Origin of the sequence: Embleya sp. NPDC050493 (assembly GCF_044458105.1) — a bacterium.
In the GTDB taxonomy this organism is placed as follows: Bacteria; Actinomycetota; Actinomycetes; order Streptomycetales; family Streptomycetaceae; genus Embleya.
In genome coordinates, this window is record NZ_JBITHP010000014.1 from 225648 (window position 1) to 238853 (window position 13206).

Consider the following 13206-nt stretch of genomic DNA (forward strand, 5'->3'; position numbering starts at 1 on the left):
TCGGCTTCTCGTGGGCGGGCGTGGGAGTGCCGGCGTGGCTCAGCGCGACACGAGGTGATGGTTCAGCACGGTGAGCAGGTCGTCGGTGTCCACGGGTTTGGTGACGTAGCCGCTGGCCCCCGAGGCCAGGCTCTTCTCCCGGTCGCCGGGCATGGCCTTGGCGGTGACGATCACGATGGGCAGGTCGGCGTACCGGGGCATGCCGCGGATCTCCGCGGTGGCCGCGTAGCCGTCCATTTCGGGCATCATCACGTCCATCAGGACCAGGTCCACCTCGGGGTGCGCCAGCAGGGCGGCGATGCCCTGGCGACCGTTCTCGGCGTGCAGGACTCGGATGGAGTGCAATTCGAGGATGCCGCTGAGGGCGTAGAGGTTGCGGGGGTCGTCGTCGACCACCAGCACGGTGCGTCCCGCGAGGGTTTCGTCGATCGGGGAGGGCGCGAGGTGGGTCGGTTCCGCGACGCGGACCAGCGGGAGCACGTCGCCGGGCTGTTCCGCGGACAGGTGCAGTGCGATGCGTTCGCGGAGTTCGTCCAGCCCGGAGAGCAGCTCCAGGGGTTGCACCTCGGCGCGTGACTGCAGCGCGCGCTCCTGGTCCTGGGGCAGGCGCCTGCTGTTGTGGCCCAGGACCGGCACGTTCGCGGAGGCGGAGTCGGCGTCCAGCGCCTCCAGCAGGCTCAGGGCCTGGCCCCCCGGCATACCCAGGTCCAAGACGATGCAGTGACACGCTTCGGCGGCCAGGGCCGCGGCCGCCTCCTGTGCGTCGATGACGGTCAACACGTCGGCGCCGGGCCGCGTCCCGCCGTCGTGGGCGCCGGCGGCGAGGTCGGCCACCGCGCTCTGGGCGACCAGGCTCAGCAAGCCGTGCGGTTGTTCCTCGACCACGAGTACGCGCCGGTGCGCCGGCTGCTCGACCGGCGGCACCGGCCGGCGGGGGGTGTCGCGGTCGGCCGGGTGCGGTGTCTCCTCCGGGGCCGATCGGGTCTCGGAGGCGGCGTGCACCACGGGCAGGTGCAGGGTGAAGACGCTGCCCTGCCCGGGGAGGCTCTCCGCGGTGATCGCGCCACCGAGCAGATGGGCGATCTCCCGGCTGATGGACAACCCCAGACCGGTGCCGCCGTATCTGCGGCTGGTGGTGCCGTCGGCCTGCTGGAATGCGCCGAAAATGGTCTCCAGTTGATGCTCGGCGATGCCCGCCCCGGTGTCCTTGACGCGGAACGCCACCACGGCGCCGCCCCGGTGGACGATCGCCGGGACCTCGTGGTCGGCGGCCGGTTCGATACGCAGTTCGATACCGCCGCGGTCGGTGAACTTGACGGCATTGGAGAGCAGGTTGCGCAACACCTGACGCAACCGCGAGTCGTCGGTCAGCAGATCGGTCGGCACCCCGGGCGCGGTGGTGATCTCGAACGCGAGGCTCTTTTGCGTGGTCATCGGACGGAACGTGGCCTCGACGTAGTCGAGCAGTCGCCGCACCGACACCCGCTCGGTGTGCACGTCCATCTTCCCCGCCTCGACCTTCGACAGGTCCAGGATGTCGTTGATCAACTGGAGCAGGTCCGACCCGGCGGAGTGGATGATGCCCGCGTACTCGACCTGCTTGGGGCTGAGGTTGCGGCTCGGGTTCTGTGCCAGCAGCTGGGCCAGGATGAGCAGACTGTTCAGCGGGGTCCGCAACTCGTGGCTCATGTTGGCCAGGAACTCGGATTTGTACTTGGAGGCGAGCGTCAACTGCCTCGCCCGATCCTCCAGTTCCTGCCGAGCCTGCTCGATCTGCAGGTTCTTGGCCTCGATGTCACGGTTCTGGGAGGCCAGCAGCGTGGCCTTCTCCTCCAATTCCTCGTTCGAGCGCTGCAGTTCCTCCTGCCGGTTCTGCAACTCCTCCGAACGCACCCGCAGCTCGCCCGTCAACCGCTGGGACTCGTCCAAGAGTTCGTCGGTTCGGGCATTGGCGACGATCGTGTTGACGTTGACGCCCACGGTCTCCATCAGCTGTTCGAGGAAGTCCCGATGGACGGTCGTGAACGGGGTGACCGACGCCAACTCGATCACCCCCAACACCTGCTCCTCGACCACGATGGGCAGCACGATCAACGCGTTCGGCACGGTCTGCCCCAACCCCGAGGAGACCACGTAGTCGGCCGGGAGATCGTCCACGGCGATGATGCGACGGCTGCGGGCGGCCTGGCCCACCAGGGAACGCCCCAGCGGGATGCGCTCGGCGGCGTCACGCGGGAGCGGCAGACCGTACGAGCCGATCAGGCCCAGCGCCGTGCCCGCCTCGCCCTCCTCGGCGAGGTAGAACGCCCCGTACTGTGCGCAGACCAGCGGAGTGAGTTCGTCCATCACCAACTCGGCCACCACCGCCAGGTCGCGGTGACCCTGCATCAGACCCGAGACCCGGGCCAGGTTCGACTTGAGCCAGTCCTGATCCTCGTTGGCCCGGGTGGTCTCCCGCAGGGACCCGACCATGGCGTTGATGTTGTCCTTGAGCTCGGCCACCTCCCCGGAGGCGTCGACGGTGATCGAACGCGTCAGGTCGCCCTCGGCCACCGCGCTGGCCACCTCGGCGATCGCGCGCACCTGCCGGGTCAGGTTCCCGGCGAGCTCGTTGACGTTCTCGGTGAGCCGCTTCCACGTGCCCGAGACGCCCTCCACCTCGGCCTGACCGCCCAACCGGCCCTCGCTGCCCACCTCGCGGGCCACTCGGGTGACCTCCGCCGCGAACGACGACAACTGGTCGACCATCGTGTTGATGGTGGTCTTGAGTTCCAGGATCTCGCCACGCGCGTCGACGTCGATCTTCTTGGACAGATCACCGTTGGCCACCGCGGTGGTCACCAGCGCGATGTTGCGCACCTGACCGGTGAGGTTGTTCGCCATCGAGTTGACGTTGTCGGTGAGGTCCTTCCACGTGCCCGCCACATTCGGTACCCGCGCCTGGCCTCCCAGGATTCCCTCGGTGCCCACCTCCCGAGCAACCCGGGTGACCTCGTCGGCGAACGCGGACAACGTGTCGACCATGGTGTTGATCACCTCGGCGAGCGCGGCGACCTCGCCCTTGGCCTCGACGGTGATCTTCCGCGACAGGTCGCCGCGCGCCACGGCCGTGGCCACCTGCGCGATCGATCGCACCTGACCGGTCAGATTGGACGCCATCACGTTGACGTTGTCGGTCAGGTCCTTCCACGTGCCCGACGCGCCGCGCACCGTAGCCTGCCCACCGAGATTTCCCTCGGTGCCCACTTCGCGGGCGACGCGGGTGACCTCGTCGGCGAAGGCGGAGAGTTGGTCGACCATCGTGTTGATGGTCTCCTTCAGTTCCAGGATCTCGCCACGCGCGTCCACCCGGATCTTCTGCGACAGATCGCCCTGCGCCACGGCGGTGGTCACCTGGGCGATCGACCGCACCTGGGCGGTCAGGTTGTCCGCCATCACGTTGACGGACTCGGTCAGGTCCTTCCAGGTGCCCGAGACGCCCTTGACGTCGGCCTGTCCGCCCAGCCGCCCGTCGGTGCCCACTTCGCGGGCGACGCGGGTGACCTCGTCGGCGAAGGCGGAGAGTTGGTCGACCATCGTGTTGATGGTCTCCTTCAGTTCCAGGATCTCGCCACGCGCGTCCACCCGGATCTTCTGCGACAGATCGCCGCGCGCCACCGCGGTGGCCACCTGCGCGATCGACCGCACCTGGGCGGTCAGGTTCCCGGCCATGAAGTTGACCGAGTCGGTCAGGTCCCGCCAGGTGCCCGAGACGCCCTTGACGTCCGCCTGTCCGCCCAACCGCCCGTCGGTGCCCACCTCGCGGGCCATCCGGGTGACCTCGTCGGCGAACGACGAGAGCTGGTCGACCATCGTGTTGATGGTGTTCTTCAGTTCCAGGATCTCGCCGCGCGCGTCCACCGTGATCTTCTGCGACAGGTCACCGCGAGCCACCGCCGTCGTCACCTGGGCGACGTTGCGCACCTGATCGGTGAGGTTGCCGGCCATGAAGTTGACCGAGTCGGTCAGATCCCGCCAGACCCCGCCCACGCCCGGCACCTGGGCCTGTCCGCCCAACCGGCCCTCGCTGCCGACCTCGCGGGCGACCCGGGTGACCTCGTCGGCGAAGGCGGAGAGCTGGTCGACCATCGTGTTGACGGTCTCCTTCAGCTCCAGGATCTCCCCACGCGCGTCCACGTCGATCTTCTGCGACAGATCTCCCCGGGCCACCGCCGTGGCGACCTGCGCGATGTCGCGCACCTGCGTGGTGAGGTTTCCCGCCATCGCGTTGACCGAATCCGTCAGGTCGGCCCACGTGCCCGAGACCCCCGGAACCTGCGCCTGCCCGCCCAACGTGCCCTCGGCCCCGACCTCGCGCGCGACCCGGGTCACCTCGGAGGTGAACAGCGCCAACTGGTCGACCATGCCGTTGAACACCACGGCGATCTCGCCCAGCACACCCGTCCCGGCGTCGGGCAACCGGGTTCGGAAATCACCGTCGCGCACCGCCGTCAACCCGGCCAGGAGCTGTCGCAGTTCCGCGTCGTCGGCCGTTGCGGCGGCGCGAGCGGCGCGCCCCCGCGGAGCGGGCGATGTACCGACGTCCGGCGTACCAGTCATGCACCACAACCTTTTCTCGACCGCCGGTCGCCCGACGATCAACACCATCCACCCCGGTGCCGGGAGGAGTTCGCGGAAAGAGAGGGACGCGAGACCCTGCCTGTCGACAAAAGCGTTTCAGCCTATCCAGCCTGTGCCCGCGGTGTGGGCCCCAGGGCGGGATTCACACCTCGATCACCCGCGGGCGAACTCCGTCGGTGGTGGCCGACGGCCGTGACCCGGGCTCGGTCGGCGTCCGCCCACGTGTGTTCCCAGGTGGTGGGGTGCCGCCCGGCGACGCGGGTGTGCTTCGGGCGCGGCCGGGGCGTCGCACATGCGCGCGTGGAGACGGCGGAGCCACGGCCGGCCGGAAATCGCCCGTCGCGGGCCGGGATCGACGGTCCCCGTCGGGATCGACGCGGCCGGATCGACGGTTTCGGGCCGGCCGACGAAATCGAGCGGCGGCGCCGTTCGCCGCGTCGAGCAACTCCCTTGCCCGGTAAACCTTTTCCTCGAAAGTTAATGGTCTAGTCCACTTTGGTCCAGACCATTGACTTCTGCGCGTGCCGGGCTGTCTCATACCCCATGCCGCCGTGCCACGCGAATCGGCGGTCCGTCCCCTGCTTACAGACTGGACGCACATGCGACTCTTGCGTACATTCCGCGCGGCCGTAGCCGCGACCGTCACCGCCGCAGCGGCGGTGAGCCTGACCGTGATGGGCGGTGGCCCCGCCCAGGCCGCGACCCCACTCCCGAGCCACGTCTTCGCCCCCTACTTCGAGGCGTGGACCGGCGACAGCCCCGCCGCGCTGGCCGCCCAATCCGGCGCCAAGCACCTGACCATGGCCTTCCTCCAGACGGCGACCAAGGGTTCCTGCACGGCGTACTGGAACGGCGACAGCAGCATGCCGATCGCCTCCTCGACGTTCGGTGCCGACATCAAGACCATCCAGGCCAACGGCGGGGACGTGATCCCCTCGTTCGGCGGCTACACGGCCGACACCACCGGCACCGAGATCGCCGACAGTTGTACCGATGTCAACCAGATCGCCGCCGTGTACGAGAAGGTGATCACGACCTACGACATCACGCGGCTCGACATGGACATCGAGATCGACGCGCTCGACAACACGGCGGGCATCGACCGGCGGAACAAGGCCATCAAGCAGGTCCAGGACTGGGCCGCGGCCAACGGGCGCAAGATCGAGATCTCCTACACGCTGCCCACCACCACCAGCGGTCTGGCACCCAACGGCGTGGCCCTGCTGCGCAACGCTGTCGCCAACGGCACCAAGGTCGACGTCGTCAACATCATGACGTTCGACTACTACGACAACGCCACGCACAACATGGCCAACGACACGGAGACCGCGGCGCAGGGCCTGTACAACACGCTCGCGCAGCTGTACCCGAGCAAGACCCCCGCGCAGCTGTGGGGCATGATCGGTGTCACCGAGATGATCGGCGTCGACGACTTCGGGCCGGCCGAGACGTTCACCCTCGCCAACGCCCGCCAGGTCTACAACTGGGCCGTCGCCAAGGGCATCAACACCCTTTCGTTCTGGGCCCTCCAGCGCGACAACGGCAACTGCCCGAACCAGCCGGCCGCGGACAACTGCTCCGGCATCGCCCAGAACACCTGGGACTTCAGCCACATCTTCGAGCCCTTCACGGGCGGCACCACGACGCCGACCAACGACTTCTCGGTCAAGGCGACCCCCGCCTCCGGGTCCGTCGTCGCCGGCGCCTCGACCACCTCGACGATCTCGACCGCGGTGACGACCGGAGCCGCGCAGACGGTGAACCTGACCGTCAGCGGCGCCCCGACGGGTGTCACCGCCTCGCTCAGCCCCACCTCGGTGACGGCGGGCGGCTCCTCGACACTCACCGTCAACACCACCGCGGCGGCCGTCTCGGGCACGTACAACATCACCGTGACCGGAACCGCCGCCTCCGGGAGTCACAGCGCGACCTACGCCTTGACCATCACCGGTGGAAACGGCCACCAGTGCACGGCCCCCGCGTGGGCGTCGGGCACGGTCTACACCGGCGGACAGCAGGTCTCGCACCAGGGTCACACCTGGAAGGCCAAGTGGTGGACGCTGGGCGAGACGCCCGGCACCACCGGCCAGTGGGGTGTGTGGCAGGACCTCGGAGCCTGCTGAATCCGTCGTCCCTGACGTGACGCACGCCCACGTCGCATCGCGTGATGCCCGGCAGGCCACCTGCCGGGCATCACCCGGATCAGGACCCGGGTCTGCGGGGTGCGACCCGCCGGGCCCTTCGGGCCGCGGCGGGTCGCACCGAGGGCGTCACAGGCCGCGGGCCAGGTGGTCGGTGAGCAACCGGGTGAAGCGGGCCGGGTCGGGCAGGTCGCCGCCTTCGGCGAGCAGTGCGCCGCCGTACACCAGCTCGACGATCTCCGCCAGTGCGGGGTCGTCGGCGTTCGCCGCGTGCGCCGAGCGCAGCGCGGTGATCAGCGGGTGCGTCGGGTTGAGCTCCAGGATGCGCTTGACCGAGGGCATCTCCTGCCCCATCGCCCGGTACATTTTTTCCAGGGTCGGGGTCATGTCGTGGGCGTCGCCGACGATGCACGCCGCCGACGTGGTCAGCCGTGACGACAGCCGGACCTGCTTCACCTGTTCGGACAGCGTCGTCGTCAGCCATGGCAGCAGGGCGGCGAAGTCCTGCTCGCGCTTGGCCTTTTCGGCTCCGGCCTCCTCGTCGCCGTCCTCGGCCGGCTCGTCGAGGTCGACCTGACCCTTGGCGATGGACTGGAGGCGGTGGCCGTCGAAGGCCGGGACCTGGTCGACCCAGACCTCGTCGACCGGGTCGGTGAGGATCAGCACCTCGTACCCCTTGGCGGCGAAGGCCTCCATGTGCGGCGAGTTCTCCACCATCGCGCGGGTCTCGCCGGTCAGGTAGTAGATCGTGTCCTGGCCGTCCTTCATGCGCTCGACGTACTCGCGCAGGGTGGTGGGCTTGTCCGCGTCGTGCGTGGAGGCCACCGACACCAACTCCAGCAGGGCCTCGGTGTTGTCGGTGTCCTCCAGCAGGCCCTCCTTCAGCGCCCGGCCGAACTGGGCCCACAACTTCGCGTAGCGCTCGCCGTCCTTGGCCTGCATGTCCTTGATCGCGCCGAGGACCTTCTTGACCAGGCGCCGACGTACGCCGCGGATCTGACGGTCCTGCTGCAGGATCTCGCGGGAGATGTTCAGCGACAGGTCGTGGGCGTCCACGACGCCCTTGACGAAGCGCAGGTAGTTGGGCATCAGCGCTTCGCAGTCGTCCATGATGAACACGCGCTTGACGTACAGCTGCACGCCGCTCTTGGACTCGCGGGAGAACAGGTCGAACGGGGCCTGCGAGGGGATGAAGAGCAGGGCCTCGTACTCGAAGTTGCCCTCCGCCCGCATGTGGATGGTCTCGGCCGGGTCGAGCCCGTCGTGGCTGATCTGCTTGTAGAACTCGTGGTACTCGGCCTCGGTCACCTCGCTGCGCGGCCGGGCCCACAGCGCCTTCATCGAGTTGAGCGTGTCGACTCCGTGCGTGGTGACGCCGTCGGTGTCGGTGCGCACGGTGGCCATCCGGATCGGCCAGCGGATGAAGTCCGAGTACTGCTTCACGATCGCGCGGATCTTCCACTCCGCGAGATAGTCGGCCAGCCCGTCCTCGCTGTCGGCGGCCTTGAGATGCAGGGTGACCGAAGTGCCCACCGGCAGGCCGTCGACGGCCTGGATCTCGTAGGTGCCCTCGCCGTCCGACTCCCACTGCGTGCCGGAGTCCGTGCCGGCCCTGCGGGTGCGCAGGGTGACCTTGTCGGCGACCATGAACGCCGAGTAGAAGCCGACGCCGAACTGCCCGATCAGGTTCTGCGCCGTGGCCGCGTCGGTGGCCTCCTTGGCCTCCTTGGCCTCCTTGAGCTTCTCCAACAGGCCGGCGGTGCCGGACTTGGCGATCGTGCCGATCAGCTCCACGAGGTCGTCCCGGGTCATGCCGATCCCGGTGTCGCGAACCGTCAGCGTGCGGGCGTCCTTGTCGACTTCCAAGGCGATGTGCAGGTCGGAGGTGTCGACATCGAGGTCGGAGTCGATCAGGGACTCCAGCCGCAGCTTGTCCAGAGCGTCCGAGGCGTTCGAGATCAGCTCGCGCAGGAAGATGTCCTTGTTCGAGTAGATCGAATGGATCACCAACTGGAGCAACTGACGGGTCTCGGCCTGGAATTCCAGCGTTTCGACGCTGCTACCCACCCTGGGGTCCCCTTTCGGAATGAAACATGATGGAACGGATACTTCCGGAGGAATTTCCGCGAACCGGTACCTGCGTCGTGCGCGTCCCCCGGCGGCGGACTCCGGCAACCTCACTCGGCGGCACGTTCACGGCTGCCTTCCCGGCGGAGCCGGTCGCAGGCCCGGCGCACCTCGGCGGTGCGGCGACCCACGGCGCCGACCCGCTCGGCCAGCGCCGGATGACCGGGCTGCAAATGGCCGCCGGCCTCGGCCAGCGGCACCAGGAGGTCCGCGGCATCGTCCCGATCCAGGGCCCGGTGCAGCGCGGCCAGTTCGGGTTCGGCGCCGGCCGGCAGGTCCGTCAGGGCGCCGATCTGCCCGGCCAGTTCCCGCAGGCTCGCCGCGTTGGTCCGGGCCCAGCCGGCCACCGCACGGTCACCGGCCCGCCTGTCCCGCTCGGCGGCCACCCGCTGGTCCCCGGTGGCCGGCGAGCCGTCCGGGGCGGGCCGAAGTCGCAGGTAACGGCGTTCGGCCGCCTGGCGGCTGGCCACCCCCAACGCCGGTGCCAGATCGGCCCAGCTGGTGCCCAACTCCCGGGCGGCCTCGATCAGATCGGGTTCCCAACCGGCTATCTCCGAGCGCAGCTCACGCAGCAGGGTGAGCGCGACCAGCACCTGGTTCGCGCTCAACGCGCTGCCGGGCGCATCGGGTGCGCACTTCGGCGCGTGCACCGCGCGCATCGCGTCCCGGATCCAGCCCAGGACCACGCCGGTATCCAGGACGGCCGGGGCACCATCGCGCGCCGCGCCGGGCGTCGGCCCCGGGCCGCGCTCCTTGTGCCCCATCGGAAGTCATCCCCTCGGCGACGCCGTGCCGTGTCGTCGTTACGACGACACAATATGGCGGAGGCCCCAAGCACGTCCAGGCGGCCTCCGTCGATGCGTCGAGGAGGCCGCCGCGGTTCGCGTGACCGCGCCCCGGGGGAGTGGGCGGGGGTCGCAGCCGTCGTCCCGCCCGGTCGCGCCGCGGGGCGCACGGGTTCAGCGTCGGATGTGGGCGCGGACGTGTTTGCCGGTGGCGTACTGTTCGACGGTCCAGCCCGTGCTGAGCATGTCGAGCAGGCGCAATCCGTAGCCGCCGTCCGCGTTCGCGGGACGTTGCAGAACGAGGAGATCGCGGGCGCGATCGGTCACCCCGATCTCGATTCCGTCGGGGGCGGGGGCCAGCGTCAACTCCGCCTCGCCGCAGGTGTGCCGGAGAGCGTTGCCCACCAGTTCCGAAACGACTTGCACGACGTCGTCCGTGCGCTCCGGGGGCCAGCCCCAGGCATCGAGCGTGTCGCGGACGGCGGCGCGGACCTGCCCCAGGATGCCGGGGGCATTCGACAGGGTCCACATGCGGGGTGCGGACGGGTTGTGGGGCGAGGTGGGCATGTCCGGACTCCAGCCGATCCTGATGGATGACGGTGAGGGCTGCGGCGCCGATCATCGGGGGACCCTCGGGAACGCGGGGCGGTCGGATCCGGACCGCGGCTGCTGCCCCGACCGTGTCCGGGGCCCGTCGCCGTCGTGCGGCGACGGACCCCGGGGCGTGGGTCACGCGGCAAGGATCCGGAGGGCGCAGGCCCGGAACACGACCGCTCCATCGAGCGCGATCATGCGCGCGGAGCATAAGGCGATGCCGCCTTGTCGGTTCGTGGCTCGGGCATCGGCGCCACAACCGCCGGTCGGTTACAGGGTGCCGGCAGGGCCCGCGCCCGGGGCGCCCGGCGCCGTGTTGCCGTAGTAGTCGCCGATACGAGTGCGATGCTCGTGGTCGTCGACGTGCTTGTCCTTGTCGAACTCGGGCGCGTTCTTGATCTCTTCCTTGGTGCGCGAGACGTGCACGACCTTGTTCTCGGTGTCGATGCGCGAGATCGTGCCCGCGGGCAGCAGGACGTGCTTGCCGAAGATCCACACGCCCGTGTCCACCACGAGATAGGACGCGTCGACGTCGTCGTTGTGCTTGTCGACCTTGCCGATGTGGCCGTCGGTGGCGTCGACCTTGTAGCCGACCAGGCTCGTGCCGGCGGTGTGGCCGGACTCGGGTCGGTGACCCCAAACGTTGGCGCCGGTGCTCACAGGAAGTCTCCTCGGTTGTCGACGAAGCCCGCAGCGGGCAACGGATCGCCCGTCATCCGGGGTTCGTCGGTTCCAATGGTTCGACCCACGCCTGCCCCGCCGACTCTGCCGCACACCCGGCATTGTGAATCGGCGCGATGGGAAGGGCGATCGGCCCGCACCCGGTCGTACGAGTCCGGCGCGCGGCGCGGGTGGTCCGGTGGGCGTGCGTCATCGGCGCGCGGAGCTCGTGTCGAGGGCGCGCCGACGACACGACATTCGCCCCGCACAACGCGGTACGGCCCGGCACGACTCGGGGGAAGACCCCGAAGTCGCGCCGGGCTGCACCACGAACTTCTCGATTGCATGGTGACTTCGCATGGGTATGCGAAGCCCCCGGGTCGCTGCCGTCGCGACGGTGTCACCGGGCGAGTCGGCACCCCCATCGCACGATCACGGCGCGATCACCGCGATCAGAGCCCGGTCACCGCGCCACGGCCGCTGCCGTTGCCCGAACCGCCCGGCCGGCCGCCGGCACGTACGAATCCGGCAGGCTCTCGCGGGTCTTGGCCCAGTGCAGGAGGTCGGCGTCGGCCAGCGTGCTCACCCACAGGTCGGCGAGAGCCAGTTCCTCGTCGCGCGGGTCGGGGCCCACACCCAGGACGCGCAGGCCCGCGCGCGTCGCGGAGAGCATGCCGCAGTACGAGTCCTCCACCGCCAGGGTCACGGCGGGGGTGGCGCCACAGGCTCGGGTGGCCGCGAGGTAGACGTCCGGGTCGGGCTTGGGGCGCAGGTCCACGTCCGGGACCACGACGTCGACGAAGTGGTGGAGCAGTCCGGCGTGCGCCAGTCCCGACTCCACCACGTCGCGGGGACAGTTGCTCGCCACGGCAAGGGGTGCGAAGTGCGAGGCCAGGCCCACGAAGTCGACCGCGCCGGGGATCGTCACGGGATCGGCTGCGACCAACCGGCGGAACTCGTCGAGGAGTTGCCCGGTCACCCGGTCGGCATGTCGGGCCGCAAGGCCGGCCACTTCGGTCATGACCCGTCCGCATTCGGTGAAATGCAAACCTTTGGTGCGTTCGCCGAAGTCGCTCGGGGCCGTGATGCCATATCCACGGAGAACCCGTTCACGCGCCTCCACCCAGTGGCATTCGCTGTCCATCAAGGTCCCGTCGCAATCGAAGACGATGGCCGCCGGGGTCCAGGAGAGAAGGGAGTTGCCTGTCATCGATGAGCCGTCCGATCGAGAGGAGCGGGCCCTGAGGGTGCCCGCGCGAAGTCCCGAGGCGGCGGTGCGGGCACGTCCCCCGAAGGGGGCGTCCGCGAACGACGCCGGCCCGAAACATAACGATCATTACGTTAGGTTGAATACGTTATGTAATCAACCAGCCACGCTGTGTCAGCGTGTCGCAATGCAAACGGCTGTCGAGGCACCCGGACGTCGCCCGCGGGTGGACCGCATCCGGCGGGCCTTCACCCGGCGGGCCTTCACTCGATGGGCCGGCACCCGGCGGACCTTCACGGGAGGGACTTCACTCGGCGGACCGTCACCCGGTCGACCAATGCACGCGGTCACCGCCCGATGGCTCGTCCGGCGCCGAACCCGACCGCGCGGGCTCGCCGAGGTCGAGTCGGCGCCATGGGCGCACCTCGGCGTGCATGTTGCGGCGCATCATCCGCAGGGCCGCTCGGGCGAGTTCGGCGTCGATGTGGGCGACGGCGTCCTGCGCCACCGCCACCCGAAGATGTCGGATGTGCGCGTCCAGTGCCGAATACAGCACACACTGCTCGGTCACCTGTCCGCACAGCACCACCCGATCCACGCCGCGCTGGGCCAGCAGATACTCCAGTGGGGTCTGATAGAAGATCGAGTGGCGGGCCTTGACCACGAACATCGACGTGTCGTCGGGCCGGATCGGCTCGACCAGGTCGGCATGCGGACCGCGCAGCGCGATGTCGAGGATCTCGTCGTGGTGGGAGCGCCACCGGCCGAAGTTGTCGTTGACGTAGACGAGATCGATCTCGGCCGCACGGGCTCGCGCGATCAACGCGCGGATCGCGGGCAGCGTCTCGCGGACCGATGGGATCAGGGCCTCGGCATCCTCGTGCTCGTAGGCGTTGATCATGTCGATCACGATCAGGGCGGTCTTCGTCATCGCTGCACCTCTTTCGGCCTGCGACGAGTGTTCGGCCTACGCCGAGTGTGCGATCCGCGACGACCCGGCCTGCGGCGATCCTGCACGGCGGCACCCGTCCCGTCCCGTCCCGCTCCGTCCCGGCCCGGTTTCGGCCGGCCC

Annotated in this window: 8 protein-coding genes; 1 reads left to right on the top strand and 7 read right to left on the bottom strand. The window is 69.3% G+C overall.

All coding sequences use genetic code 11. The annotated features are described in order from the left end of the window. Positions 1-39: 39 nt before the first annotated feature. A complete protein-coding gene (locus ACIBM5_RS26295; protein ID WP_396009083.1) occupies positions 40-4599 on the bottom strand; it encodes a HAMP domain-containing protein in 4560 nt (1519 codons plus the stop codon). A 620-nt stretch (positions 4600-5219) separates the two neighbouring features. On the opposite strand from ACIBM5_RS26295, the gene ACIBM5_RS26300 reads away from it, so the two are divergent. Continuing rightward, positions 5220-6743, top strand: a complete 1524-nt coding sequence (locus ACIBM5_RS26300) for a glycosyl hydrolase family 18 protein (protein ID WP_396009084.1) — start codon at positions 5220-5222, stop codon at positions 6741-6743. A 147-nt stretch (positions 6744-6890) separates the two neighbouring features. Here the strand turns inward: ACIBM5_RS26300 and htpG are convergent, their stop codons facing one another. The 6 genes from htpG to ACIBM5_RS26330 all read right to left on the bottom strand — a co-directional run bounded on the left by htpG (position 6891) and on the right by ACIBM5_RS26330 (position 13065). Further along, positions 6891-8828: a molecular chaperone HtpG gene (gene htpG / locus ACIBM5_RS26305; protein WP_396009085.1), complete on the bottom strand. Its 1938-nt coding sequence runs from the start codon at positions 8826-8828 to the stop codon at positions 6891-6893. 110 nt (positions 8829-8938) lie between these two features. Continuing rightward, positions 8939-9652: a hypothetical protein gene (locus tag ACIBM5_RS26310; RefSeq protein ID WP_396009086.1), complete on the bottom strand. Its 714-nt coding sequence runs from the start codon at positions 9650-9652 to the stop codon at positions 8939-8941. Between the two features lie 195 nt (positions 9653-9847). Then, entirely contained in the window at positions 9848-10240 is a 393-nt protein-coding gene (locus ACIBM5_RS26315; protein WP_391583362.1) for an ATP-binding protein, read from the bottom strand. A 297-nt stretch (positions 10241-10537) separates the two neighbouring features. Then, on the bottom strand, positions 10538-10927 hold the full coding sequence (locus tag ACIBM5_RS26320; protein ID WP_396009087.1) for a PRC-barrel domain-containing protein: 390 nt from the start codon (positions 10925-10927) through the stop codon (positions 10538-10540). 463 nt (positions 10928-11390) lie between these two features. After that, the gene (locus ACIBM5_RS26325; RefSeq protein ID WP_396009088.1) at positions 11391-12137 is read right to left on the bottom strand and encodes an HAD family hydrolase; all 747 of its coding nucleotides are present in this window, start codon (positions 12135-12137) and stop codon (positions 11391-11393) included. Positions 12138-12456: 319 nt separating this feature from the next. After that, positions 12457-13065 carry a cysteine hydrolase family protein gene (locus ACIBM5_RS26330; protein ID WP_396009089.1) on the bottom strand — a complete coding sequence of 203 codons (609 nt, stop codon included), beginning with the start codon at positions 13063-13065 and terminating at the stop codon, positions 12457-12459. Between the last annotated feature and the right edge of the window lie 141 nt (positions 13066-13206).